Source organism: Arthrobacter tumbae, from assembly GCF_016907495.1.
GTDB classification, from domain to species: Bacteria; Actinomycetota; Actinomycetes; order Actinomycetales; family Micrococcaceae; genus Arthrobacter_D; species Arthrobacter_D tumbae.
This window is the reverse complement of the sequence record NZ_JAFBCC010000001.1, coordinates 3,332,943-3,357,598: the sequence shown is the minus strand read 5'-3', so window position 1 is coordinate 3,357,598 and position 24,656 is coordinate 3,332,943. Positions and strand designations below refer to the sequence as shown.

Annotated in this window: 23 protein-coding genes; 7 read left to right on the top strand and 16 right to left on the bottom strand. The window is 64.1% G+C overall.

Annotated features, from left to right (window positions below; genetic code table 11):
* Positions 1 to 141: 141 nt before the first annotated feature.
* The 3 genes from JOD47_RS15820 to JOD47_RS15810 all read left to right on the top strand — a co-directional run bounded on the left by JOD47_RS15820 (position 142) and on the right by JOD47_RS15810 (position 3,301).
* Positions 142 to 927, top strand: coding sequence for a peptidylprolyl isomerase (locus JOD47_RS15820; protein WP_307836348.1), 786 nt, complete (start codon positions 142 to 144; stop codon positions 925 to 927).
* A gap of 52 nt (positions 928 to 979) precedes the next feature.
* Positions 980 to 2,569, top strand: coding sequence for a DUF349 domain-containing protein (locus tag JOD47_RS15815; RefSeq protein ID WP_204535743.1), 1,590 nt, complete (start codon positions 980 to 982; stop codon positions 2,567 to 2,569).
* Positions 2,570 to 2,665: 96 nt separating this feature from the next.
* Positions 2,666 to 3,301, top strand: a complete 636-nt coding sequence (locus tag JOD47_RS15810; protein WP_204535741.1) for a hypothetical protein — start codon at positions 2,666 to 2,668, stop codon at positions 3,299 to 3,301.
* On the opposite strand, the gene JOD47_RS15805 is transcribed toward JOD47_RS15810, so the two are convergent.
* The 9 genes from JOD47_RS15805 to pdxT all read right to left on the bottom strand — a co-directional run bounded on the left by JOD47_RS15805 (position 3,298) and on the right by pdxT (position 13,324).
* Positions 3,298 to 5,730 (bottom strand): RelA/SpoT family protein, encoded by a 2,433-nt coding sequence (locus JOD47_RS15805; protein ID WP_239548135.1) that lies wholly within the window; start codon positions 5,728 to 5,730, stop codon positions 3,298 to 3,300. The genes JOD47_RS15810 and JOD47_RS15805 overlap by 4 nt on opposite strands.
* Positions 5,731 to 5,939: 209 nt before the next feature.
* Positions 5,940 to 6,971: a protein translocase subunit SecF gene (secF, locus tag JOD47_RS15800; protein ID WP_204535739.1), complete on the bottom strand. Its 1,032-nt coding sequence runs from the start codon at positions 6,969 to 6,971 to the stop codon at positions 5,940 to 5,942.
* Positions 6,968 to 8,728 carry a protein translocase subunit SecD gene (gene secD, locus JOD47_RS15795; RefSeq protein WP_204535737.1) on the bottom strand — a complete coding sequence of 587 codons (1,761 nt, stop codon included), beginning with the start codon at positions 8,726 to 8,728 and terminating at the stop codon, positions 6,968 to 6,970. The genes secF and secD overlap by 4 nt, the downstream gene beginning before the upstream one ends.
* Before the next feature lie 68 nt (positions 8,729 to 8,796).
* Positions 8,797 to 9,264: a preprotein translocase subunit YajC gene (locus tag JOD47_RS15790; RefSeq protein WP_204535735.1), complete on the bottom strand. Its 468-nt coding sequence runs from the start codon at positions 9,262 to 9,264 to the stop codon at positions 8,797 to 8,799.
* A gap of 106 nt (positions 9,265 to 9,370) precedes the next feature.
* Entirely contained in the window at positions 9,371 to 10,489 is a 1,119-nt protein-coding gene (gene ruvB / locus JOD47_RS15785; RefSeq protein WP_204535734.1) for a Holliday junction branch migration DNA helicase RuvB, read from the bottom strand.
* On the bottom strand, positions 10,489 to 11,118 hold the full coding sequence (gene ruvA, locus JOD47_RS15780; protein WP_204535732.1) for a Holliday junction branch migration protein RuvA: 630 nt from the start codon (positions 11,116 to 11,118) through the stop codon (positions 10,489 to 10,491). The genes ruvB and ruvA overlap by 1 nt, the downstream gene beginning before the upstream one ends.
* A gap of 135 nt (positions 11,119 to 11,253) precedes the next feature.
* The gene (gene ruvC / locus JOD47_RS15775; protein ID WP_204535730.1) at positions 11,254 to 11,826 is read right to left on the bottom strand and encodes a crossover junction endodeoxyribonuclease RuvC; all 573 of its coding nucleotides are present in this window, start codon (positions 11,824 to 11,826) and stop codon (positions 11,254 to 11,256) included.
* Positions 11,827 to 11,856: 30 nt separating this feature from the next.
* A complete protein-coding gene (locus JOD47_RS15770) occupies positions 11,857 to 12,615 on the bottom strand; it encodes a YebC/PmpR family DNA-binding transcriptional regulator (RefSeq protein ID WP_204535728.1) in 759 nt (252 codons plus the stop codon).
* Positions 12,599 to 13,324 (bottom strand): pyridoxal 5'-phosphate synthase glutaminase subunit PdxT, encoded by a 726-nt coding sequence (gene pdxT, locus JOD47_RS15765; RefSeq protein WP_204535726.1) that lies wholly within the window; start codon positions 13,322 to 13,324, stop codon positions 12,599 to 12,601. Before pdxT ends, JOD47_RS15770 begins: the two co-directional genes overlap by 17 nt.
* A gap of 77 nt (positions 13,325 to 13,401) precedes the next feature.
* On the opposite strand from pdxT, the gene JOD47_RS15760 reads away from it, so the two are divergent.
* A complete protein-coding gene (locus tag JOD47_RS15760; protein WP_204535724.1) occupies positions 13,402 to 14,682 on the top strand; it encodes a Mur ligase family protein in 1,281 nt (426 codons plus the stop codon).
* Complete coding sequence (locus tag JOD47_RS15755) at positions 14,679 to 15,419, top strand: type 1 glutamine amidotransferase (protein ID WP_204535722.1); 741 nt, start codon at positions 14,679 to 14,681, stop codon at positions 15,417 to 15,419. Before JOD47_RS15760 ends, JOD47_RS15755 begins: the two co-directional genes overlap by 4 nt.
* 11 nt (positions 15,420 to 15,430) lie before the next feature.
* Here JOD47_RS15755 and JOD47_RS15750 read toward each other — a convergent pair whose 3' ends face one another.
* Positions 15,431 to 16,690, bottom strand: coding sequence for a CapA family protein (locus JOD47_RS15750; protein ID WP_307836346.1), 1,260 nt, complete (start codon positions 16,688 to 16,690; stop codon positions 15,431 to 15,433).
* A 139-nt stretch (positions 16,691 to 16,829) separates the two neighbouring features.
* Between JOD47_RS15750 and JOD47_RS15745 the strand changes: the two genes are divergently transcribed.
* Both JOD47_RS15745 and JOD47_RS15740 read left to right on the top strand, forming a co-directional pair.
* Positions 16,830 to 18,848, top strand: coding sequence for a M3 family metallopeptidase (locus JOD47_RS15745; protein WP_204535720.1), 2,019 nt, complete (start codon positions 16,830 to 16,832; stop codon positions 18,846 to 18,848).
* Entirely contained in the window at positions 18,845 to 19,558 is a 714-nt protein-coding gene (locus JOD47_RS15740; protein ID WP_204535719.1) for a GNAT family N-acetyltransferase, read from the top strand. Before JOD47_RS15745 ends, JOD47_RS15740 begins: the two co-directional genes overlap by 4 nt.
* Before the next feature lie 24 nt (positions 19,559 to 19,582).
* Here JOD47_RS15740 and JOD47_RS15735 read toward each other — a convergent pair whose 3' ends face one another.
* The 6 genes from JOD47_RS15735 to JOD47_RS15710 form a co-directional block, all read right to left on the bottom strand.
* On the bottom strand, positions 19,583 to 19,924 hold the full coding sequence (locus tag JOD47_RS15735) for a TfoX/Sxy family protein (RefSeq protein WP_204535717.1): 342 nt from the start codon (positions 19,922 to 19,924) through the stop codon (positions 19,583 to 19,585).
* 24 nt (positions 19,925 to 19,948) lie between these two features.
* Positions 19,949 to 21,070 (bottom strand): CapA family protein, encoded by a 1,122-nt coding sequence (locus JOD47_RS15730; RefSeq protein ID WP_307836345.1) that lies wholly within the window; start codon positions 21,068 to 21,070, stop codon positions 19,949 to 19,951.
* A gap of 275 nt (positions 21,071 to 21,345) precedes the next feature.
* Positions 21,346 to 22,260 carry a pyridoxal 5'-phosphate synthase lyase subunit PdxS gene (gene pdxS / locus JOD47_RS15725; RefSeq protein WP_204535715.1) on the bottom strand — a complete coding sequence of 305 codons (915 nt, stop codon included), beginning with the start codon at positions 22,258 to 22,260 and terminating at the stop codon, positions 21,346 to 21,348.
* Between the two features lie 192 nt (positions 22,261 to 22,452).
* A complete protein-coding gene (locus JOD47_RS15720; RefSeq protein ID WP_204535713.1) occupies positions 22,453 to 23,295 on the bottom strand; it encodes a hypothetical protein in 843 nt (280 codons plus the stop codon).
* A 137-nt stretch (positions 23,296 to 23,432) separates the two neighbouring features.
* Positions 23,433 to 24,041: a phosphatidylinositol phosphate synthase gene (gene pgsA / locus JOD47_RS15715; RefSeq protein WP_204535711.1), complete on the bottom strand. Its 609-nt coding sequence runs from the start codon at positions 24,039 to 24,041 to the stop codon at positions 23,433 to 23,435.
* A complete protein-coding gene (locus JOD47_RS15710) occupies positions 24,031 to 24,651 on the bottom strand; it encodes an HIT family protein (protein WP_204535709.1) in 621 nt (206 codons plus the stop codon). Before JOD47_RS15710 ends, pgsA begins: the two co-directional genes overlap by 11 nt.
* Between the last annotated feature and the right edge of the window lie 5 nt (positions 24,652 to 24,656).

The following is a 24,656-nucleotide window of genomic DNA, read 5'->3' as shown; positions in this document are numbered from 1 at the left end:
CCGAGAGGTAAGCGGTCAGCTATGCCTACACTGTCTGCGGCATTCATTTTAGGGGTTCACGCCGGACCGGACTAACCGGCCCGGACCGTGCCTGGGTGAACGCAGGAACGCCCGGAACAACCGTCGGACACAGGAGGTCGCGTGGCCGTTGATCGTCGCGGACGCGAGATGCGCCGTCATATCAGCCAGATCGAAGCTCGGCGGGAGTTGGAGCGCGCGCAGGGGAAACGGCGGCGGAAAGACAGCACGACGGCGGGGATAGCCGCCGCGGCGGTGCTGGCAGTCGCGCTCGCCCTGCAGGTTTTCTGGTTCAGCTCGAACCCCACAGCTGCTCAAATGGACGTGCTCGAAGACGCCCCCGGTGTCGCGGAGACCGCGCAGGCTACATCCACGGCAAACAGCTCGAACATTCCGGACCCGTCGATTGCAGCTGGAAAGATGTTCAGGGGAACCCTGTCCACCAGCGTGGGCGACATCGGTGTTCAGCTGGACGGCAGCGAGGCCCCTCAAGCGGTCGCCGTCTTCACCTCGCTCGCCGGGGAGGGGTTCTTCGAGGGCAGGACCTGCCACCGGCTGACTACGGCGGATACCATGGGCGTGCTGCAATGCGGATCTCTCAACGGCGACGGTGCGGGCGATCCCTCCTACCAGTGGGGTCCAGTGGAGAACACGCCCGAGGACGGTGTCTACCCCGCCGGCACCATCGCCGTGGCCCGCGGTGCGGCGACGGACAGCAACGGCACACAGTTCTTCATCGTCTACAAGGATTCCCGGATTCCACAGAACACGGGCGGATACACAATCATGGGTTCCGTGACCTCAGGCCTGGACGTTGTCCGGCAGGTCGCCGAAACCGGGGTGGAAGGCGGCGGCGTGGACGGAACTCCGGCAACACCTGTGACGATAGACTCATTAACCCTGCAGTAACCAACTCAGGATACGGCCACTGCGCCGTCCATCGAGCGAAAGACTTTTAGCGGTGACAAACAGTCAGCAATCCGACGAAACGCCTGTAACCGAAGCGACCGAAATCGAGCAACCCGAGGCTGCAGCAGAACCTTCTGTTGCTGAACAGTCCTCCACCACGGAGGAGCCTTCTGTCGCTGAGGAGCCTTCGAGTCTGGAGCGCTCCTCCAGCACGGAGCAGCCTTCCATTGCTGAGCAGGCGTCGGTTCCAACTCCTGTTCAACCGGCCGCCCCGATGCCGGGCCCCGGCAATGCTGCACGTCCACGCCCCACACCGGCTGCCATGGCATCGCGGCCCAATGGTCCTGCAGCGCCCGCTGTCGTCGCCGCTCCCCCTATCCACAGCACTCCGCTGGCAGAGGTGGAGAAGTTCGCCCGCGTGGAGGAAGACGGTCACGTCTTCCTGATCGTCGACGGGGAGGAATTCCCCGTGGGACAGTACCCCGATGCCCCGCGTGAGGAAGCGCTGGGCTACTTCGTGCGCAAGTACGACGACGTCGCGGGCCAGGTCACGCTGCTGGAGCAGCGGGTTCACGCCAAAGCGCCCACCACGGACATGCGCAAGACGGCCGCCCACCTGGCCGAGCAGGTCGCCGAACGGAAGATGGTCGGCGATGTGCGCGCACTTGAAGCCCGGCTCGAAGCACTGGTCGGCCTCGTCGCCGACCTTGAGTCGGCGGAGAAAGCGCAGCAGGACGCCGCCCGGGCCCGCGAACGGGAAACACGTGAGGCGATTGTCGCCGAGGCCGAGGAGATCGCCGGCCACGATCCGTCCACCGTGCAGTGGAAAGCCAGCAGCAACCGGATGAACGAATTGTTCGAGCAGTGGAAAACCGCTCAAAAATCGGGGCTTCGGCTGGGACGGGGTACGGAAGACGCACTGTGGAAGCGGTTCCGTTCCGCCCGAACTGTCTTCGACCGCCACCGCAGGGCATACTTCTCGCAGCTCGACAATGACAACGCAGAAGCCAAACAGGCCAAAGAAGCACTCATCCGTCGCGCCGAGGAGCTGTCCACCTCCACCGACTGGGGCCACACGGCAGCCGAGTACCGGCAGCTCATGGACGAATGGAAAGGTTCAAAGCGGGCAAGCCGCAAGGACGACGATGCGCTCTGGACCCGCTTCCGTGCCGCCCAGGACGTCTTCTTCGCCGCACGCAAGGCTGCGAACGAGGCGATCGACGAGGAGTACGGTTCCAACCTCGTGGTGAAGGAAGCTCTCATCGCGGAGGCCCGTAAGCTCCTGCCTGTGAAGGACGCCACGGCAGCCCGGAAGGCGCTCCAGTCCATCCGCGACCGCTGGGAGGAAGCCGGAAAGGTTCCGCGGGCTGACATGGGGCGCGTGGAAGCGCGTCTGCGCGAAGTCGAGGACGCAGTGCAGACCGCTGAGCAGGAACACTGGCAGCGCACCAATCCGGAGACGAAGGCGCGGACCAACAGCGCTCTCAGTCAGCTCGAGAGCACCATCGCGTCCCTCGAGGAAGATCTGGCAGCAGCGGAAAAGAACGGGGACGCCCGCCGGATCTCCGAGGCGCGCGAAGCGCTTGAGGCGCGCAGGCAGTGGCTGGACATGCTGCAGAAGTCGGCGCAGGACTTCTCGTAATCATCGCAGCCTCCAGGCATAAGTCCCGGTCGACCGTTATCCACAGCGGGCCGGCCGGGACTTTCCCTTTGCCTGCTGGTTGGGGAAGCTTGAGTCATGCCAAACTCGCAAGGACCTCCCGTGCAGGGGCGCGCGCTTGCCCACCGGGACCTTGCCATCAACTCCACGGGCGGAGTGCTGTTCCACGGCGGAAGCCTTTTTAGTTCCGTTGAGCTGCAGGCCATGCAGCTGGACGGCCTGATGGTCCATGTGTGCGGGGACTCCTACGTGCGCACGGATCAGCCGTCAACGCCGGCGATCCGCGCTCAATCAGCCATCAACACGGTTCCGCGCTCACTTCACGCACGGGTTGCGCTCGCCCGCCAGAGCGCGGCGTGGGTGTACGGCTGCGCCCCTGCTCCGGCCGTCGTCAGCCTCGTCACTGATCATCGCAGGCGCACAACGGCGCTTCCCGCCTTCTGCGAAGCGGTGATGCACCAGGTGACGCTTGGGCCCTGCGATCTTTCCACCATCGGCGGTGTAGCGGTGACCTCTCCCCTGCGGACTGCACTCGATGTCGCAGTTCACGGACAGGATTCCTGGGCCGTTGAGGCGTTGCAAAGCATCGCTGCCGCACCCGGACTGCGCTGCCCGCTGCACCTGGTGATCCTCTCGCTCGAGAGCTCTGTGCGGGTGCCCGGTAAGGCACGAGCGCTGAGCCGCTTGCGCGAGGCCCTGCGCGTCAGCCGCTAGATACGCCGCTGGGAGCCGGTGGTGCGGTAAACGTCGAACACACCGTCGATCCGCCTCACCGCACTGAGGATGTGGCTGAGGTATTTGGGGTCGCCCATCTCGAACGCGAACCGTGACAGTGCCACCCGATCGGTCGACGTGTTCACACTCGCTGCCAGGATGTTCACATGGTTCTCCGACAGAACCCTGGTCACGTCCGAGAGCAGGCTCTTGCGGTCCAACGCTTCCACCTGGATCTCCACCAGGAACACGCTGGACTGTGTGGGAGCCCATTCCACGTCCACGATCCGGCCGGGCTGGTCCCGTAGCTCCTGAACGTTCCGGCAGTCGTTGCGGTGCACCGACACGCCGGAACCGCGGGTGACGAACCCGACAATCGGGTCGGGCGGAACGGGGGTGCAGCAGCGTGCAAGCTTGACCCAAACGTCACCCACCCCGCGCACCGTGACGCCGGAATCGGAGAACTTGGGGCGCCGCGGCTGCGTGGCTACCGTCGCCTCCGCAATATCTTCCTCGGCGCCGGCGTGGCCGCCCATCTGGGTGACGAGGTGCTCGATCACGTTCTGGGCCGAAGAGTGCCCGTCACCTACGGCGGCGTAGAGCGCTGAGATGTCCGCGTGACGCAGTTCCTGTGCCACTGCCAGCAGGGCATCGTGTGTCATCATGCGCTGCAGGGGAAGATTCTGCTTCCGCATTGTGCGGGTCAGCTGATCCTTGCCCTTTTCAATCGCTTCTTCGCGGCGTTCCTTGGTGAACCACTGACGGATTTTGTTCCGTGCACGCGGGCTCTTGACGAATCCCTGCCAGTCCTGGCTTGGGCCTGCCCCCTCCGCCTTCGACGTGAAGATCTCCACCCAGTCGCCGTGGTTGAGCTCGCTGTTGAGCGGCACGAGCTTGCCGTTTACCCGGGCCCCGATCGTACGGTGACCAACCTCGGTGTGTACCGCATACGCGAAGTCAACGGGCGTGGATCCGGCGGGCAGCGCCATGACTTCACCCTTGGGCGTGAAGACGAATACCTCACGGGCGTTGATTTCGAACCGCAGGGAGTCGAGGAACTCGTCCGGGTCCGACGTCTCCTGCTGCCAGTCCACGAGGCTGCGCAGCCACCCCATATCACTGTTGTCCGGAACACCGCTGGTTCCTGCACCGCCCTGGTTCTTGTACTTCCAATGCGCCGCCACACCGTACTCAGCCCGCCGATGCATATCGTGTGTACGGATCTGAATTTCAACGGGACGGCCGCCGGGCCCGATCACCGTGGTGTGCAGCGACTGGTACATGTTGAACTTGGGCATCGCGATGTAGTCCTTGAACCTGCCCGGGAGCGGATTCCACCGTGCATGCAGCTGACCAAGAGTCGCATAGCAGTCGCGCACCGAGTCAACGAGGACGCGCACACCCATCAGGTCGTGGATGTCGTCGAAGTCCTTACCCCGCACGATCATTTTCTGGTAGATCGAGTAGTAGTGCTTCGGCCTTCCCGAGATGGTGGCCTTGATCTTGACTGAACGCAGGTCATCGCCGATCTGGTCCCGGACGAAGTTCAGGTGCTTTTCGCGCTCCGGCGTGCGGTCGCCGACCATCCGCACAATTTCCTCATAGACCTTGGGATGCAGTGCGGCGAAGGAGAGATCCTCCAGTTCCCACTTGATGGTGTTCATGCCCAGGCGGTGCGCGAGGGGAGCGAAAATCTCAAGGGTTTCCCGCGCTTTGCGGGCGGAGGATTCGGGTGAGACGAAGCGCCAGGTCCGGGCGTTGTGCAGCCTGTCGGCCAGCTTGATCACGAGGACCCGGATGTCCTTGGCCATCGCGACCACCATCTTGCGCACGGTCTCCGCTTGGGCTGCATCGCCGAAGGACACCTTGTCCAGCTTGGTGACTCCGTCAACGAGCATCGCCACTTCCTGGCCGAAGTCACGACGAATGTCATCAAGGGTGCAGCTGGTGTCCTCAACTGTGTCATGCAGGAGTGCGGCGGCGAGGGTTGTCCCGGTCATGCCGAGCTCGGCGAGAATCGTGGCGACAGCTACCGGGTGGGTGATGTACGGATCGCCGCTTTTGCGCTTCTGACCCTCGTGGCTGCGTTCAGCCACTTCATAGGCCCGCTTGATGAACTCAAGGTCCTCTTTCGGGTTGTTGGCCCGGACGGTGCGCAAAAGTGGTTCGAGGACCGGAGAGTAATCTGAGTTACCCCGTCCGGCAAGGCGGGCGAGCCGGGCACGCGTGCGTTCCCGGCGGCCAGGCGCGGCGGCGCCATCGTCAGGGGCCGGAGACCCGGGGCCGGGGCGCACCGGCGCCGGAGTTGCCGCATGGGTTGTCTGCGTGCGCGATTCTGTGTCTGGACCTGTGGACGGTCCAGTCTCGGACGGGCGCCCGGGACCACTGGCTTCAGCCACCCATAACCCCACTTCCGTTGCAATTTCCATCAATCCCACCGCGGACGGGTGAGGCTACAACATCCCACACTCACGGTTGCCTCTCCAAGTTTATCCGCCGTCTGAAGCCTGCCGCGCACGTTCTGCCTTCCGCAGGGAGATCAGCCCGGAAGTATCAGGACAGTGGGATGCAAAACGGCCCGCCACATCAAAGGTGGCGGGCCGGTTGCATCCGGTGTTGCGCTACAGCGCGACGATGGTCAGGCGGGGGCTGTGCCGGCTTCCTGGGCTTCCCCGGCTTCCCCGGCTTCAAGGGAGCGGCGGTGCATCACGCGCTTTTCCTGCTTGCGGATGTCAGGCTCGTTCATCCGGAGCTTCGCATACATGGGAGCGGCGACGAAGACGGTAGTCAGCGTACCGATGATGATGCCGACGAAGAGCGCCAGTGACAGATCCCTCAACGTGCCCGCACCGAGCAGCATCGCACCGATGAAGAGGATTGCAGCCACCGGCAGAACGGCGACCACGGAGGTGTTGATCGACCGGACAAGGGTCTGGTTGACCGCCAGGTTCACTTGCTCTCCAAAGGTCCGCTTGCTGGACACTTCCAGATCCGCCGTGTTCTCGCGGATCTTGTCGAAGACCACAACCGTGTCATATAGGGAATAACTCAGAATTGTCAGAAAGCCGATGACTGCCGATGGAGTGACTTCGAAGTCACTGAGCGAGTAGATACCGGCGGAGGTCACCATCACCACCACCAGCGCCGCCATTGCCGCAACCGACATCTTCCAGGTACGGAAATAGATCGCCATCAATCCCGCAGCGAGGGCAACGAAGACAATCAGGCCGATGATCGCCTGACGGCTGACATCTTCACCCCAGGTGGGTCCCACGAAGTTTGACGTGACATCTTCCTCGGTAACGCTGTAGGCGCCGATCAGGGCATCCCGCACGCTCAGGGTCTGGTCGTCACTGAGCCGTTCCGTCTGGATGCGCATGGTTTCCGGCGCAATGTTGGTCACGCGGGGAACCGCTTCCGGCACCACATCGGTGACGGCTTGCTCGCCCGCCCCGACGGAGGTGTCCTGCACATTCGAAACGGTGAACTCTGATCCACCGCGGAAGTCGATGCCCAGATTGAACCCGCCCTTGATCACCGGCACCAGCAGCGACAGCAGAATGGCCGCACCGGCGATGGCGAACCACAGGTTGCGTTTTCCCACGAAGGGGTAGGACCGCTTGCCGGAATACAGTTCGTTTCCGAATTCGGCAAAACTGAAGCGGCTCATCGATTGTCCCCTTCCTCGGTTCCGCGTGCTTGCGCACTGACGGTCTTTTGTTCTTCAGCGGCTTTCTGCTGTTCAGCCAGGCGCCGTTCGGCAATCGTCATTCGCCGCTCAGCCTCGCCCGCAGCAGCCTTGTTCCTGCCGCGCAGTTCGACTGCGGGCCGCTCTACCGGCTTGTGCCGCACCCGGCCGGCTCCGCGGTACAGCGGAAGCACACCCAAGCGGGAGGGATCAAGCCCGGACCAGCGGTGGCCTTCGCCGAAGAACCGGGTCATGGCGAGCAGACGCATCACCGGGTGGGTGAACAGGAAGACGACCACAAGGTCCGCGATCGCGGTCAAACCCAGCGTGAAGGCGAAACCGCGTACGTTGCCGACGGCCACGAAATACAGCACGACGGCGGCGAGGAGGTTCATTGCCTTGGACGCCAGCACGGTTCGCTTGGCACGCCGCCAACCGTTCTCGACGGCCGGTACCAGCCCGCGTCCGTCACGGAGTTCGTCCCTGATCCGTTCGAAGTAGACGATAAACGAGTCCGCGGTCTGGCCGATGGCGACAATCAGCCCGGCAACACCGGCAAGGGACAGCCGATAATTCTCTGTCCAGCCGAGTATGCAGATTGCAAGGTAGGTGAGGACACCGGCCACCACGAGGGAGGCGATCGTCACCAGGCCGAGCATCCGGTACTGGAAGATCGAGTACACAGCGACGAGCACCAGGCCGATCACGCCGGCGATCAAGCCGAGCCGCAGCTGGTCGGCGCCGAGCGTGGCAGAGATCTGCTGCTCGCTCTGGATCTCGAAGCTGATCGGCAACGCACCGTACTTCAGCTGCTCTGCCAGTGCTGCTGCCGATTCCTCCGTGAAACTGCCGCTGATCTGCGGACGACCGTCAGGAATGACAGCGTTGGTGGTCGGAGCGGAGACGATGACGCCGTCAAGCACGATGGCGAACTGGTTCCGTGGATCTCCCGAACCGATGGCGAACAACCGTTCGGTTACTTCCCGGAAGGTCTCCGTTCCCTCATCGTTGAAGTCGATGTTGACGACCCACTCGTTCAGGGTCTGGCCCTGGGCGCTGCGGGCCATGCCGTAATCGGCTGACTCGATCTCGGTACCACGCACCTCAACCGGACCAAGAATGTACTTTCCCTGTGTGTCCGGCTCGCAGGCGACCATTGGCTGGTCGGCAGGCGCCGGCTCCACTGCAGGCTGCAGCGCTTCAGGGCTGGTGCAGTCGGTCGACTCGAATTCCTGCAGGAGCTCCGCAGTGATCCAGTTCGGATCGCTGGCATCAGTCGGCTCGGCACTCGGAGTGGGAAGCTGGTCTTCGGGCGTCGGCGTTTCAGCTGCCGGAGCGAGCCCCGGGCCACCTATCAGCACGGGCCGGAACTCCATCTGGGCCGAGGCCTGGATCAGTTCCCGCGTCTCCGGTTCAGGGATGCCCGGGAGGGCGACGATTACGTTCTGCCCCGACTGCGTGCTGATCTCAGCCTCGGCGACACCGCTGCCGTCGACTCGCTGCCGGATGATCTCGACCGCCTGGTCAAGCTGTTCAGGGGTGATTTCCTCGCTGCCACCTTGCACCTGGGGTGCAAGGATCATCTGGGTACCGCCCTCGAGGTCGAGGGCGAGCTTGGGTGCCCAGCTGGCGTTACTCCACAGCGAGCCTCCGCCGAGCAGCAACGCAAGGAGTGCGAAGACTACGCCGAGCCACACGAGAGTTCGTTTGGCGGCGTAGCCCGGGCCGGTTCGTGCCATGGTGCGTGAATCCTTTGGGTGTTGGAACTCGAGACGTGGTGGCCGTCAGAGCGCGGCCATATCGCAGATTACTGGTCTTTGTCGTTTCGGTCGCGCGTGTTCTCCCGGTCAAGCCGCTCGGCTGACTCCTCCGGTGTCTCCTCGCGAACCGGACGGTCAGCATCCGTGAGCGGGTCCGTCAGCGACGAGGCGTCGTCGGGAACGCTGTGCTCTTCCTCAACCACCGGCTCCGGGGTGACGACCTTACTCAGGGTCTGGGAGTGAACAGTCGCGGTGACGCCCGGGGAAAGCTCGATGAGAGCCTTGTTGTTGTCCTCGTCGAGGGAAACAATGGTGCCGAAGAGACCGAAGTTGGTCATGACCTCGGTACCCGGAACCATCTGGGTGCGCTGCTCGGCGACCTGCTTCTTCATCTTCCGCTGCTTGCGGAACATGGTGAAGATCAGAAAGGCGAGAGCCAGCGGGAGGAGCAGGCTGAAGATGTCAAACCCGCCACCCGTCGGCTGGGTGGTCTGGGCAACTACATTTGCGAGCACAGAGAAGATCCGTTCCTATGTTGGTCAGCGCGGCCGGGCGCAATGAATTGCGTGGGCTGTGCCACACATCGTTCCAGTCTACGGGGAATATAGGACAGCTTAAGCACTAGCTGTTGTTGCGACTCCATTCCGTTTCGCTCCCGAGCGCCATTCCGGCTCCGGAAACCGGCTCATCCTCGTACATCGGGAAAAGGCCCTCAGGCATGGCGGCTGCGATCGCTGCGGGCATGACCAGACCCAGATGTTCCCACGCAGCTGCCGTGGCAATACGCCCGCGCGGCGTTCTGCCGAGCATTCCCTCCCGCACAAGATACGGCTCGGCGACCGTTTCCACGGTCTCGGGTTCTTCTCCTACTGCAATGGCCAGAGTGGACAGGCCCACCGGCCCGCCGTTGAACTTTGTGATCAGCGCGGTCAGGACTGACCGGTCGAGGCGGTCGAGCCCCTTGGCGTCAACCTCGTACATGTCCAGCGCGGAACCGGCGCACCGTGCATCTATGACGTCCACGCCGTGCACCAGCGCCCAGTCGCGGACGCGCCGAAGAAGGCGGTTCGCGATTCGGGGCGTCCCTCGGGAGCGCCCGGCGATCTCAGCGAAGGCAGCGGAGTTGACCCGCATGTCCATCATCATGGCCGAGCGCCGGAGAACGAGTTCAAGCTCGGCCGTGGAGTAGAACTCGAGATGGCCGGTGAAGCCGAACCGGTCGCGAAGTGGTCCCGGCAGCAGCCCGGCGCGGGTGGTGGCGCCGACCAGCGTGAAGGGTGGAAGATCCAGCGGGATGGCGGTTGCACCGGGTCCCTTTCCCACGATGATATCCACCCGGAAGTCCTCCATCGCCATGTACAGCATTTCTTCTGCCGGGCGGGACATACGGTGAATCTCGTCGAGGAAGAGTACCTCCCCCTCAGTCAGCGAGGACAGGATAGCGGCGAGGTCACCGGCGTGCTGGATGGCGGGACCGGAACTGATGCGGAGGGGCGCATTCATCTCCGCGGCGATGATCATCGCCAGGGTGGTCTTGCCAAGGCCGGGTGGCCCGGACAGGAGAACATGGTCCGCGCTGCGGCCCCGCATCCGGGATGCTTCGAGGACAAGGGACAGCTGACGGCGCACTCTTGCCTGACCGACGAAATCGTCGAGGTTCTTCGGCCGCAGGGCTGCCTCGACCGCCCGGTCCTCCGGGTCCACGGCGGGCGATACGAGCGGCTGCTCCTGATCTGTCATCAGTTCACCGAAGCCCGTGCAGAGCTGCGCGCCCCGTCCTGGCCCAGCCTGCGCAGTGTGAGCTTCAGGATGGAACCGACGTCTCCGGATGCCGCGATCTCAGGAGACTCTTTCACTGCGGAGTCGATGGCAGAGCCGGCGTCCTTCTCCGACCAACCGAGGCCCATCATTGCGGCGAGGACCTGGGACTGCCAGGCGCCGGCGGCAGTTGATGGAGTGTCGGTCTCAAGCGGAACGAGCTTGTCGGCGAGTTCAAGCACGATGCGCCGCGCGCCCTTGGGCCCGATGCCTGGAACCTTGCTGAACGCTTTGTCATCCCCCGACGATGCGGCGGTGCGGATGGCTGCCGGCGCATAGACCGCGAGCACTGCCAGCGCCAGCCGCGAGCCTACGCCGCTGACGCCCAGCAGGGTTTCGAAGACCTCACGTTCGTCTGCATCTGTGAATCCGAACAGGGTCATCGAATCCTCGCGGACGATCAACGAGGTGAAAAGTCTTGCCTGGTTGCCCAGCCGGAGAGTGGAAAGGGTTTGGGGCGTTGCCTGTACCTGCATCCCGAACCCGTTGACGTCGAGTACGGCCGAGTGCAGGCCCACATGGCTTACGGTCCCGGTCAGAGAACTGATCATGCGCTGGGCTCCAGATGCTGAGTATCGAAACGAATATCACCGAACATATCTACGAATCAGCGTACGGCCCGGCGCCGACTATTCGATGCCGCCACACCGAGGCACGCCGGCATGCAGGCTTGTGCCGGAGTGAATTCACCGCCGTCGACGCGCCTTCGCTTCCGCTTCAGCCCACAACTGTTGGGCCGCGGTCCGGCCCGACCCGCCCTGGCTCCGAATTGACGAAGTTGATCCGGTTCGCCAGGCGTGGGTGATGGCAAGTGCAAGAGCATCAGCGGCGTCGGCAGGGGTGGGCGGCGTCGCCAGGCGGAGGATCTTCGTCACCATTTTGGTAACTGCGGCCTTGTCGGACTGTCCGTTGCCCGTTACTGCCGCCTTGACCTCGGTCGGTGTGTGAAGCGCTACAGGTATCCCCCGTCTCGCCGCCGCAGCTATCACCACCCCCGATGCCTGGGCGGTACCCATGACGGTGCTGACGTTGAGCTGGCTGAAAACGCGTTCGACGGCGAGTACCGCCGGTGAGTGCGTATCCAGCCAGAGGTCCACGGAATCGGCGATCATCAGCAGCCGGCGATCGAGGCTGTGGTCCGGCGGGGTACCGACCACCCCGACCGCCACCAGGGTGGCGCGCCGGTTCGGTTCGACATCCACCACGGCAAGTCCGCAGCGGGTGAGCCCGGGGTCAACGCCCATGACGCGCAGCGTCACGGGCGTTGACCGAGACCCGCGGTGAGCAGACTAATCGTCGCTCTCCAGCTGGGCCATCACGTCTTCGCCGAGCTCCGCGTTCGAGTACACGTTCTGGACGTCATCAAGCTCTTCGAGCGCATCCACCAGCTTCAGGAATTTGCGTGCGGCGTCAGCATCGAGTTCCACCTGCATCGACGGAACGAACTCAACCTCGTCGGTCTCGTATTCGATGCCGGATTCCTCTAGCCCAGCAACGACCGCGCGCAGATCGGAGGGCTCGGAGTGGACGTCGAATGCGTCGCCGGACTCCTTAACTTCCTCGGCACCCGCGTCCAGGACAGCCATCAGGACGTCGTCTTCGGACAGGTCCTTCTTCGGCAGGGAGACCACGCCCTTGCGCGCGAACAGGTAAGCGACCGATCCGGGATCGGCGATTGATCCACCATTCCGTGTGATTGCGACCCGGACTTCGGATGCTGCACGGTTCTTGTTGTCCGTGAGGCACTCGATGAGCAGGGCCGACCCCTGCGGCCCGCGTGCTTCGTAGATGATCTCCGAGTAATCGACGACCTCTCCGGTGAGCCCGGCACCGCGCTTGACCGCGCGGTTGATGTTGTCGATGGGAACGGACGTCTTCTTGGCCTTCTGCACAGCCAATTCCAGTCCAGGATTACCGGACAGATCGGCTCCGCCCGCCCGGGCTGCCACCTCGATGTTCTTGATCAGCTTCGCGAAGGACTTGGCGCGCTTGGCGTCAATCACGGCCTTCTTGTGTTTGGTGGTAGCCCATTTAGAGTGCCCTGACATGCTCTGCCCTTCTTTGTGCGATCAACGATAGGAAAAGCTCATGGATGCGATGCTCACCCGTCACTTCCGGGTGGAAGCTCGTGGCCAGCAGGTTTCCCGAGCGAACTGCAACAATCCTAGCGACCGGCTGCGCCCTGCCGCTGTCAGGCCTGGTTTGGGCTCCGTGTTCGGCGGGCGGCGTATCGGGTGCCTCGACCTGTGCGAGGACCTTCACCGATTCTCCTACTTTTTCCACCCACGGCGCACGGATGAACACCGCGTGGACGTCGGAGCCGTTCCCGGGCAGTTCCTGGAACGGGAGGTCAGTCTCGAAGGATTCGCGTTGCCTGCCGAAGGCGTTGCGGCGGACAACCATATCCAGCCCGCCGATAGTCTGCTGGGGGTTGCCCAAACGGTCAACGGAGGGATCAGCGATGGTGTCCGCCAGCATGATCATCCCCGCACAGGAACCATAGACCGGGAACCCGTCGCGGATACGTTGGCGCAGCGGTTCAGCGAGTTCGAAGGCGCGGGTCAGCTTGTCCATGGTGGTGGACTCGCCGCCGGGGATGATGAGTCCCTCGACCTGCTCCAGCTCGCTCGGGCGCCGCACGGGTGACGCCTTTCCGCCCAGGGCCTCGATGACCCGGATGTGCTCGCGTACGTCGCCCTGCACTGCAAGAACGCCGACCCGCAGCGCGGCACCGCCAGAGGAAATGGTGAAAGTCACCGACCCATTCTAGTTTGGCGCTGACCCTGCCGGGCGCCATACCGGGACGGGAGCGAAAGCGCGATAAGTTAGATACCATGTCTGGTCTGTCTTTCGTGAGCGTGCCCCTGGGCAAAACAGTTCGGGCACTCTCGCGTCTGCGCGGCGGTGGTTCGGCGTTTCCCGGTCTGGTCGTTGAACGCATCGATCCCGGCTTCATGGCACGGGCGCTGCGAAACCTGCCCAAGGGCATCATCGTCGTCAGCGGCACCAATGGGAAAACCACCACTACCAAGATGGTGGTCGAGCTCCTTGAGGGCCAGGGGCTGAAAGTCTTCACCAACCGGACCGGCAGCAATTTCACCCGGGGCGTTGCCGCCGCGCTGCTCGGCGAGGTGGACTGGCGCGGACGGCTGAGCGCCGACGTCGCCGTCCTGGAACTGGATGAGGCCCACGCCGTCCACTTCGTGAATCTGGTTCCGCCGACCCACTGCCTGCTGCTCAACGTCCTCCGGGACCAGCTTGACCGCTTCGGTGAGATCGACAAGACCACGCGGCTGCTCGAACACATCGCAGTGAAAACCACCGGCACTGTGGTCCTCAACCGGGAAGATCCGAGGGTTGCCTCGATCGCACCATCAGTCCGCAACGCGGCGGTGGCTTATTTCGGGCTGGCTGAATCCCTCCGGGACACCTTCCCCAGCGATGATGACCTCCGCGGCGCCACGGGAACCGCGCCGGCTTCGTCCCTGCCCGCCGACGTCGTGCTCGAAACGGTCGTGTCCAACACCGCTACGTTCCGCATGGACGGCGAGGCAAGCACGGTCGACCTCACTCTCCGCGGGGTCTATAACATCTTCAACGCCGCCGCCGCGCTGGCGATGGCGAGGGTCATCCTGGGTGGTGAGGCAAAACGCGATGCGATGCTGCGCTCGCTTGCAGCCGTTGAGCCGGCCTTCGGCCGCGGCGAGTCACTCGTGGTGGACGGCCTTCCGCTGGAGCTTGTCCTCGTGAAGAATCCGAGCGGCTTCCGCCTGGGCCTGAAGTCCTTCGATGCTGTGGGTTACGCAACCATGATCGCAATCAATGACAATTACGCGGACGGACGGGACATGTCCTGGCTCTGGGACGTGGATTTCGACAGCCTGCGCACCGGCGGCGTTGAGATGGTCAGCGGCGTCCGCGCGTATGACATGGCGCTGCGTCTGCAGTACGACGACGTCGCCGCCCAGGCCGTCGAACCTGACACCGGATCAGCGCTCCGCACTTTCATCCGCAGTGCGAAGGACCGCCCGAAGCGGATCTTCTGCACCTATACCGCGATGCTCGCGATCCGCAGGGACCTTTCCAAAATTACCGATGTGAAGGTGGTCTCATGAGTTCCGGCACTCCGGCGAGCAAGGGCACCGTGCGGATCCTGCAGCTGTATCCGCGCGACATGAACATCTACGGCGACTGGGGCAACGTGCTGGTGCTCAAGCAGCGCCTCGCCTGGCACGGGTATGACGCGGTCATCCTCGAACACAATGCGGGTGACACGTTTCCGGGAGACGCGGACATCCTGATCGGCGGCGGCGGGCAGGACAGCGGGCAGGTTGTCATCCAGCAGGACCTGCAGTCGAACGCAGCACACCTCCGCGCGCTTGCCGGGGACGGCACGCCCATGCTCGCGATCTGCGGTCTCTACCAGCTGTTCGGCAACTTCTTCAAAACTCAGGACGGCACGGTCATACCCGGGATCGGCATCCTCGACATTGAAACCCACGGCGGAAGCGAGCGACTGATCGGGAACGTGGTTGCCCGTAGCGAGGAGTTCGGCGACATCCACGGCTACGAGAACCACAGCGGCCAGACCTTCCTCGGTCCGACGGTCCGTCCGCTTGCCACCGTAACCAAGGGCGAAGGCAACAATTCAAAGGAGGACCATGAAGGAGCCCGGCATCTCAACATCGTCGCCAGCTACCTTCATGGCTCGATGCTGCCGAAGAATCCCGCTGTTGCCGACTTCCTGATCCGTGAGGCCGTGACCCGCAAGTACGGTTCCTTCGAGCCGGGCGACGTGGACGACACCCTTGCCGACCTCGCTCGGCGGCACGCTGCAAGCCGGCCGCGCTGAGTCGGTTCCGCTTAGTCCTCCTCCGACACCAGCCACTGGTGGGCGCCGTCGTCGGACGCGCCGTAGGCTTCCACCGTCGCCAACGTGCGTGCCTTGACTGCCGCTTCATGTTCAGGGGTTGAGCAGGAGCCCTGCTCCTGGTCGGGAGCCAGCGAGCACCAGCGGTACGGGTCGCGCACAATGACCGAGGGCACCCAGGCGAGATCGCTGACCGACCACTGACCCGACTCGTCGGCTGCGAACTGCGCCCGGATGGTCAGCCCTTCATTGTTGACGTCATATACCGGCGACAACTCGGTGACGCCGTTGCCCAGACCGTAGACGATCCAGGTGCCGTTGTAGTACTCGATCGGCAGCACTGAGTGCGTGTGATGGCCATAGATGAAGTCCACAGCGCCGCTGTCCGCCAGGGAATGAGCGAGGTCGATCTGCTGCTGGTTGGGCAGCGAGGCATACTCATCGCCGGCGTGGATGGCTGCGATAACGACGTCGGCGCCCTCCTCACGCGCCCTTTCCGCCTTCGCGATCATGGTGGGCGCGTCGAGCATGTCCACCTGCCAGGGGAATTCCGGAATCAGGCCGTTCAGACCGTAGGTGGCCTCAATGACTGCGACCTGCGCAGCCGGCGTTTCGAGGATCATCAACTCCTGGGCGTCCGCTTCGGTTCGGTAGGAGCCGGTGTGCTCAAGACTGAGCCGGTCAAGCGTGTCCAGGGTACGCACCAGGCCCTCGGTGCCGGCGTCGATGGTGTGGTTGCTGGCCGTAGTGCAGGCCTGATACCCGACAGCCTTGGCGGCGTCGAGGATCTGCGGTGGAACGTTGAACTGGGGGTAGCCGCTGAACGGACCATCCGGCGTCGCAACCGGAGTTTCCATATGGCACATCGCGAGATCGCTCGCCTCGATGTAGGGACGCTGCCCCGCCAGGAGCGGCTCGAAATCGAGGGTGCCGTTGCCGGTTTGCTGTGCATCGACGGCGGCTTGGTCCCACAGCTGCGGGTGCACCAGTAGATCGCCGGAGGCCAGAAAGGAGAAGCAACGGTCCGTGGGGCAGGCGGGCCCCTTGCCGGGGGTCGGCTCAGGTGTGGGTTCCGGGGTGGCCTCGGGAGGGTTTGAGGTGGCGGGCGCGGAGGAGGAGGCGGGCGCCGTCGTCGTTGGCTGTGAGCCTTGCGTGGTTCGCCCCTCGCCCGCGCCCATACAGCCCGAGCAGGCAAGCGTGAGGGCCAGCCCCAGTGCCGCCCACGTGCTTCGAATTTGCGTCTGTCCGGACACAACGACCTCCCTTGGTGATGACTTTCAATGATAGGTGCGGCGGGAGGCGAATCCGGGATGAAGTCACGGAAGCGAACACGGGATGAAAACGGGTCTGCCTGCTGGAGCGCCGCCGCTCGTTATGCCAAGGTTGGTTACCATGAGCAACCCTTTCCAGAATCCGAGCACACTGCCGTACCAGTTGCCCCCTTTCGCGCAGATCCGCGAGGAGGACTTCCTGCCGGCGTTCGAAACCGGCATCCGCGAGCACCTCGCCGAGATCGAGGCGATCATCGCCGAACCTGCTCCCGCCTCCTTCGACAACACGATCGTGGCGATGGAGCGCGCCGGGCAGGCACTTCGCCGCGTCGCGCTGGTGTTCTTCAACAATTCGTCAGCGCACTCCACCGAGGGGATCCAGGCCGTGGAGACGGAAATCGCCCCGCGCCTGGCTGCCCATGAGGACAACATCTACCTCAACGCTGCGCTGTTCGAACGCGTGAATGCGGTCGGGACGACCGGGCTCGATGCTGAGTCCGCACGTCTGGCCGAGGAGTACCGGCAGCGCTTCGTCCGCGCCGGTGCCCAGCTCGACGACGCCGCCCAACAGCGCCTGCGCGAGCTGAACGGCGAGCTCTCCCGGCTCAGCACGGAGTTTGGACAGCGGCTGCTGCGTGACACGAATGCTTCTGCCCTGTTTGTCGACGACGCCTCGGAGCTCGACGGATTGTCCGCAGACGACATCGCTTCTGCGGCAGACGCCGCCGAGGCCGCCGGTCATTCGGGCAGGTACCTCCTGACATTGATCCTGCCGACGTCCCAGCCTGCGATGGAGTCCCTGACGAACCGTGAAACCCGCCGTCGACTGCATGAAGCATCCGTCAACCGCGGATCCCGCGACAACGCGGACAACACCGTAGGCGTCGCCGCGGACATGGCAGCACTGCGGGCCGAGCGGGCTGCGCTGCTGGGTTTCACCAATCACGCCGAGCTGGCCACTGATGACCAGACCGCGCCGTCACTGGATGCCATCCACGACATGCTGGAACGCCTCGCGAAGCCGGCTGTGCGGAACGCACGGGCTGAAGCGGAACAGCTTGAAGAAGTGGCCGGCCACCCGATTGAGGCCTGGGACTGGTCGTTCTATTCCGAGAAGGTCCGCTCCGAGCGGTACAACGTAGACCTCGCCGCGCTGCGCCCCTACTTCGAGCTGGACCGGGTACTGAATGAGGGCGTTTTCTTCGCCGCCAACAGGCTCTACGGGCTTACCTTCCATGAACGGGACGATCTTGAGGGGTACCACCCCGAGGTGCGGATCTGGGAGGTCCGGGAAGAGGACGGTTCCGAGCTGGGGCTCTTCCTCGGCGACTACTACACGAGGGACACCAAAAACGGCGGCGCGTGGATGAACTCCTTCGTGGAGCAGTCGCGGCTTGCCGGAACACGGGCCGTCGTGGTGAACAACCTGAACGTGTCCAGGCCGCCCGCGGGTGAACCCACACTGCTGACCTTTGACGAGGTGCGGACCACGTTCCACGAGTTCGGGCACGCACTGCACGGGCTCTTTTCGGATGTCACGTACCCGCTGTTCTCCGGAACGAGCGTTCCGCGGGACTTCGTGGAATACCCTTCGCAGGTCAACGAGATGTGGATGCTCTGGCCGGAAGTGGTGAACAACTATGCGCGCCACCACCAGACCGGTGAGCCGCTCCCCCGGGAAATGATCGACAAGCTCGTTGCTGCCAGGCAATGGGGTGAGGGTTTCGCCACCACCGAATACCTGGGTGCCGCTCTCCTGGACCTCGCGTGGCACGAACTTCCGCCGGGCACCACGGTTGAAGACCCCCTTGCCTTCGAGAAGCAGGCACTGCACGACGCCGGCGTGGACTACGCGCCCGTCCCGCCCCGGTACCGCGCCGGATACTTCAAACACATCTTCGCGGGCGGCTACTCAGCGGCCTACTACGCCTACATCTGGAGCGAGGTACTGGACGCGGACAGCGTCGAATGGTTCAAGGAGTCGGGAGGACTGACGCGGAAGAACGGGGAACATTTCCGCAAGGAACTGCTCTCGCGCGGTTACAGCGTTGACCCGCTGGACGCGTTCGCTTCCTTCCGCGGGCGGGCGGCCAGCATCGATCCCCTCCTCGAGCGTCGAGGGCTGGCTGAGCAGGCATGACCACGATCGCCGGTTGCCAGCGCCTCCAGCGCGCCTGGTTCGCTGCCATGGCACAGGCAACCGGCGGCCGCACCTTCTCCACGCATGAGTCCGACTGGGTCTGGCTGCCTGCAAGGTGCGAGCTCATGCTGATGTTTCCCACCACGTTGTCCCCGGCAGGCTTGCGGCCGGGGCTCGCGGAGGGCGTGCGTCTCGGAGCGCGAACCGTTGGCGTGTGGCTCAACGGCGCAGTTCGGGGCAAGGAGCTAGCCGAGTTCGGGTTTGAATCCGGCTGGCAGCCATGGTGGATGAGCGCGCCGGTCGAGGCGCTCACCGGCCTTGACTCCGCGGGAGCCGCGATCACCTCGCACGTGCCCGAATACTATGGTCCGTTCGCCGCGGAACTGGCCGTTGCCCGGGCCGAGCCGCCGAAGGCCTGGCATGCACTCGCGCGAGTGGATGGGCTGCCTGTTGGCGCCGCGTATTCGTTCTACGACGGTGCGGCGGGTGATGCCAAAGCCGTCGGTGGAATCTTCAACATGGAAGTGCTCCCCCAGTTCCGCCGCCGCGGCATCGGCACAGCGCTGCTTTCAGCGGTGGCGCAGCAGGCAGCGACCGCGGGAGCACAGGAACTGGCGCTGAATGCCACCCCCGAAGGCTACGAGCTGTACTCCCAACGAGGATTCGAACTCATTGGCCGCGGGCAAACATGGTGGCTGCACCTGAACTGATGAGTTCATCAGCTCCTCACGGCATTACGGGCGGTGCTGGCGTGAGTGATATTCGAGAGCGACACCAATCCATTTCAGAAGGTCTTCATCCCCCGCCAGACCTTCAGGGTCCACCGTGAGCCAGCCTGGACCCATCGGTCGACCGGCACCCATGACGGAGGGGCGCGCGCCGGACCGCAGCAATAGTCCTTCGCTGTTCCGCGGATCGACCCTCACGAGCAGGGAGCCGTCACGCCCAGCGGATACCAGCATCCGGTCATCGAGCATGAACGCGATCCCGCCGAACATCGGAACCTCGCGAACGGTCCGGTCGTCCCTGATCATTGATCTGACGCGCGCAGCCAGCGCCTCACGTTCCGCAGTCATGTGCACTCCATCCTCATTGGTTGCCTATTCGTTCGCGGACGTCTGGCCGACGTCGGTGGCACCCCACTCCACCGCCCCGGCGTCTGCCGCACCCATCGACTCGACGGTGACCTTGCTGCGCTGCCTGCTCGCAGCATCCTCCTCCGCGGAGACGCAAGAAGTATCCAACGCGGTCATTTCCTCGAGATTGAAGCCCGCTACCGGGCACCACCGGTGGCCCGGCCCGTTCCAGGTGGCTGGAAGCCAGCGGAGTCCGGCACCCTGCCAGGCGCCGTCGTCGTTCTGTTCGAAGGAAACTTCCACCAGCAGTCCCTCAGTGTTCCGGATGTCCGGCGTGAGGTGTGCGGCGATGGTGTTCCCAAGCCCGTAAACGATCCAGACGCCGTTGTACTTCTCGATGGGCAGGACGGAGTGGCTGTGGTGCCCGTAGATGAGGTCGAATTCACCGCTGTCGACCAGCGCGTGCGCAACCTCCTGCTGCTGCGCGTTGGCGTAGTCGGCGTACTCGTCGCCCGCATGCACTGCAGCCAGGACGACGTCGGCGCCGGCCTCGCGTGCCATCCGCGCCCTGGCGATCATGCCGGCAGGATCCAGCCGGTCAACCTGCTCCGGAAATTCCGGCACCAGCCCGTTGAGTGCGTACGTTCCGGTGATGATTGCGATCCGGGCTTCCCCCGACTCCACCAGCAGCGTCTCCGCAGCCTCCTCGGGAGAGCGATAGGAACCGGTGTGTTCCAGCCCTGCCCGGTCAAGGACGTCGAGGGTCCGGTTGACGCCTGCGGTGCCAGCATCGAGCGTGTGGTTGCTCGCGGTAGTGCAGGCGTCATAGCCCAGATCCGCTACGGCGTCGGCAATGTCTGGAGGGACGTTGAACGCTGGAAAGCCGGAATATTGGCCGCCCGGCTCAGCCAGCGGGGTTTCCTGGTGACAGATAGCGAGGTCCGCCGGCGCTATGTACTCTTGCTGCGCCGCAAGCATCGGGCCAAAGTCCAACTCGCCGTCGCCGTCTATAGCTGCCTGTTCCCACAGGCCCTCGTGCAGCAGCAGGTCACCGGTGAGAGCCACTGTGAGGCATTCCCCGCCCGGGCAGGTGGCGGGCCGGGCGGTGGTGGTGCGAAGCGGCGTCGGGCTCGGTGATTCCGGCACGGCACTGGCTGCAGCGGGCGCTTCAGCCGAAGGAGCGACCGGCGGAGGTGATGTTGTGTTCGTTGTGTCCGGGGACCCCGTAGGAGACACGCTCCCGGAACCGGAGCACCCGGGTATCAGCAGCAGCATCGATAGCGCTGTTGCTCGAACAATTGATGGGAGGCCACGGCTCACACCGCCAGCCTAGCCCCGAGTGTGAGTCAGGAGCTCCAATGGCGAAGGGCCGGACATAGTGTCCGGCCCTTCGCGGTGCTACTTCATGCGAGTCTGCAGTCCTACCAGCCGCGCTCGGCGAGGCGGTGCGGCTGCGGAATCTCGTCCACGTTGATGCCGACCATTGCTTCACCGAGGCCGCGGGAGACCTTGGCGATCATGTCCGGATCATCGTGGAAGGTGGTTGCCTTCACGATCGCGGCGGCGCGCTCAGCCGGGTTGCCGGACTTGAAGATGCCAGAGCCTACGAAGACGCCGTCAGCACCGAGCTGCATCATCATGGCGGCGTCGGCCGGTGTGGCAATGCCGCCGGCGGTGAACAGGACGACCGGAAGCTTGCCTGCTGCGGCAACTTCCTTGACGAGCTCGTACGGTGCCTGGAGTTCCTTGGCTGCAACGTACAGTTCGTCATCGGCCATGGACGTGAGGCGGGCGATTTCCGAGCGGATTTTGCGCATGTGCATGGTGGCGTTGGAGACGTCTCCGGTGCCGGCCTCGCCCTTGGAGCGGATCATTGCCGCACCTTCGTTGAGGCGGCGCAAAGCTTCACCGAGGTTGGTCGCACCGCAGACGAAAGGAACGGTGAACTTCCACTTGTCGATGTGGTTGGTGAAGTCCGCCGGAGTCAGCACCTCGGACTCGTCGATGTAGTCAACGCCGAGGGACTGCAGCACCTGCGCCTCGACGAAGTGGCCGATGCGGGCCTTTGCCATGACCGGGATGGAGACTGCCTCGACGATGCTGTCGATCATGTCCGGATCCGACATACGCGACACCCCGCCCTGGGCGCGGATGTCAGCGGGTACGCGCTCGAGCGCCATGACGGCAACGGCACCGGCGTCCTCGGCGATACGGGCCTGCTCTGCGGTGACGACATCCATGATGACGCCGCCCTTGAGCATCTCCGCCATTCCGCGCTTGACGCGGCTGCTGCCGGTCACGGGCGCGGTGGTGGAAGCTTCTTCAACAGTGGACACAGTATGGCCCCTCGGGTAGAGAAAAGATGACAATCCATGATACGCCCGCCGGCTGCGTCGGATCGCCGGTCAGCAACTGTACGTAATGGCGGATTCGTTGTGCACGCGAACAGCGCTCCGTCCATGAAGATGGTTGGTAGCTTGACCGAGCTGCTTCACGGCGCTCTCCACGCATCGTGGCCGCGCCAGCCGTCACTCGTCGATCGGCACAGTCCGTCCGTCTGGATCTTCGATGACGTGTGTAACCTCGGTGGGTTCCGGCCAGTTCTGGAGAACCCCGTCAACGTAATCGCTGTCATCCGGGTCCGCTGCATCGACAGTCAACATATCGAGCTTGCCGTCGTAGATATGCAGCAGGAGCTGCAGCAGGGTGCCGCCCGGCCCGGTGAACTGCGCACGAACCGGGAACACCTGGTTGTGGGGCACGGCGCGGGGCAATTCATCTGGAATCCGGAAGTGCGCGGTGGAGGTGAACTCCTCGTCCCAGTAGACCTCCCGAGCGGAGGCGAGTTGCGCCAGAAGCTCCGGCGCCCCAGGAATGTCCCGGGCACCCAGGATGCCTTCGGCGATGGTTCGAACCCCGGAGTCCAGCACCCTCTCATGCTCATCCGGGTGGCCGAGCACAGCCTCGAACCGGCTCTTGCGGGCGGCGGTTCGGTCACTCAGATAGCCGGCGAACGTCGCTGCTGCTGCCGCCACTGCCATCCAGCGGCGTGGATGCTTCGCCCCTGCCTCGCGCAGCTTCTCCTGAAAGCGCAACTCGATCGTGTCGCCGGCGTCGGCGAAGTGAAGGGCGATACCGGTTGCGGCGATCCCGGCCGTCGTCTTCAGTGGGACCAGCCCCTTCTTGCTGCCGGCGATCGTAGCGGCGACGTAGAACCCGGTCAGGGCTGCCGTTACGGCGTGCACGGCGCGGCGCTGAGGTGCATCCAGCTTGGACGCGTCGATGAGAGACAGACCGCCGGCGACTACTGTCGAGATGATGCCGAAAACCGGCGACGCGTTCATCGGCCGGTGCTGCTGGTCAAAGCTCATTAGAGGTCCTCCCTGGATAGCCGCTTCGGCGCGAAACCTGCTCGCCCGGGGCGGTCCTGCGATCTTTGCGAAGCTTATCCTCAGGCCTAAGGAAAAAGCACGACCAGCCTCCGGCACCTTCTGCAGATGCATTGCGCTCAGGAAGCGGCGGCCTGGACCCGCACGGTCATGATGCGCTGGACGATGGTGACGATGCTGGCCAGTGCCAGCAGGATCAGAACAGCCAGCAGGACAACCTCCGGAAGCCCGAGGCCGGTCAGACCTGTGACCACCAGCACCGAGACCAGACGCTCCGCGCGCTCTGCGATACCGACGTTCGCGGTGAACCCGAGTGACTCGGCTTTGGCCCGCGCATAGGAGACGATCATGCCGAGCACCAGACAGGCGAGGGCAGCGACGGCGATAGCGCTGTTGCTTCCGCCCATGAAGAACCAGATGGCAACGCCGGCAAAAAGCGCGCCGTCTGCCATGCGGTCGAGGGTGGAATCCAGAAAGTTGCCCCAGGAGCCGATACGGCCCTGCATCCGCGCCATGATCCCGTCAACGACGTCCGAAAAGACAAACAGTGTGATGAAGACGGTGCCCCAGAACAGCTGCCCCAGCGGATAGAAGACCAGCGCCCCTCCTGCCACACCGAGTGTGCCGACCACGGTGACTGTGTCCGGCGACACCTTCCACTTGAGGAGCAGGGTGGCCAGCGGTGTGAAGAGTGAAGTGAAGAATGACCGCGCGTACTTATTCAGCATGGTCCGCTCCGGGATCGGTCGGGGCGGCGGAGGCTTCTTCCCACGCTGCTGCGAGTTGCGCCCGAACCTCATCGAGGGTCTGCGTGATTGCCTTGGTTTGGGCGATGATCGGGAAGAAGTTGCCGTCGCCACTCCACCGGGGAACAACGTGCTGGTGCAGATGGGATGCGATGCCCGCTCCCCCGGTGACTCCCTGGTTCATGCCGAGGTTGAAACCCGTGGGCCGGGCCACGCTGCGCAGCGCATGCATGGCAGTCTGCGTCAGCTGCGCTATCTCGACTGTCTCCTCGGAGGTGATGTCGGTGTAGTCGGGTACGTGGCGGTACGGGCACACCAGCAGGTGGCCCGGGTTGTAGGGGAACAGGTTCAGAACGACGTAGGCGCTGGTGCCGCGGTGGACGATCAGCGATTCCTGATCGGACCGTGCAGGAGCGGCACAGAAAGGGCAGTCCTCCTGCTTGTTGAACTGCCCTTGCCCGCCCTTGATGTACGCGAGGCGGTGCGGCGTCCACAGGCGCTGGAACGCATCGGGGACACCGGGCAGCTCAAAGCTGTCCGTTACGTCGCCATCCTCGTGATGCTGACCATCAGCGTCCGCCGCGTGGTGCATGCGCC

What these genes read in the sequence shown, in the direction of transcription:
- JOD47_RS15810 (WP_204535741.1), top strand. Translation starts at nt 2,666, where the DNA reads ATGCCAAACTCGCAAGGACCTCCCGTGCAGGGGCGCGCGCTTGCCCAC.
- JOD47_RS15805 (WP_239548135.1), bottom strand. Translation starts at nt 5,730, where the DNA reads ATGGAAATTGCAACGGAAGTGGGGTTATGGGTGGCTGAAGCCAGTGGT.
- secF (WP_204535739.1), bottom strand. Translation starts at nt 6,971, where the DNA reads ATGAGCCGCTTCAGTTTTGCCGAATTCGGAAACGAACTGTATTCCGGC.
- secD (WP_204535737.1), bottom strand. Translation starts at nt 8,728, where the DNA reads ATGGCACGAACCGGCCCGGGCTACGCCGCCAAACGAACTCTCGTGTGG.
- ruvB (WP_204535734.1), bottom strand. Translation starts at nt 10,489, where the DNA reads ATGACAGATCAGGAGCAGCCGCTCGTATCGCCCGCCGTGGACCCGGAG.
- ruvA (WP_204535732.1), bottom strand. Translation starts at nt 11,118, where the DNA reads ATGATCAGTTCTCTGACCGGGACCGTAAGCCATGTGGGCCTGCACTCG.
- JOD47_RS15770 (WP_204535728.1), bottom strand. Translation starts at nt 12,615, where the DNA reads ATGTCAGGGCACTCTAAATGGGCTACCACCAAACACAAGAAGGCCGTG.
- JOD47_RS15760 (WP_204535724.1), top strand. Translation starts at nt 13,402, where the DNA reads ATGTCTGGTCTGTCTTTCGTGAGCGTGCCCCTGGGCAAAACAGTTCGG.
- JOD47_RS15755 (WP_204535722.1), top strand. Translation starts at nt 14,679, where the DNA reads ATGAGTTCCGGCACTCCGGCGAGCAAGGGCACCGTGCGGATCCTGCAG.
- JOD47_RS15745 (WP_204535720.1), top strand. Translation starts at nt 16,830, where the DNA reads ATGAGCAACCCTTTCCAGAATCCGAGCACACTGCCGTACCAGTTGCCC.
- JOD47_RS15740 (WP_204535719.1), top strand. Translation starts at nt 18,845, where the DNA reads ATGACCACGATCGCCGGTTGCCAGCGCCTCCAGCGCGCCTGGTTCGCT.
- JOD47_RS15735 (WP_204535717.1), bottom strand. Translation starts at nt 19,924, where the DNA reads ATGACTGCGGAACGTGAGGCGCTGGCTGCGCGCGTCAGATCAATGATC.
- JOD47_RS15720 (WP_204535713.1), bottom strand. Translation starts at nt 23,295, where the DNA reads ATGAGCTTTGACCAGCAGCACCGGCCGATGAACGCGTCGCCGGTTTTC.
- pgsA (WP_204535711.1), bottom strand. Translation starts at nt 24,041, where the DNA reads ATGCTGAATAAGTACGCGCGGTCATTCTTCACTTCACTCTTCACACCG.
- JOD47_RS15710 (WP_204535709.1), bottom strand. Translation starts at nt 24,651, where the DNA reads ATGCACCACGCGGCGGACGCTGATGGTCAGCATCACGAGGATGGCGAC.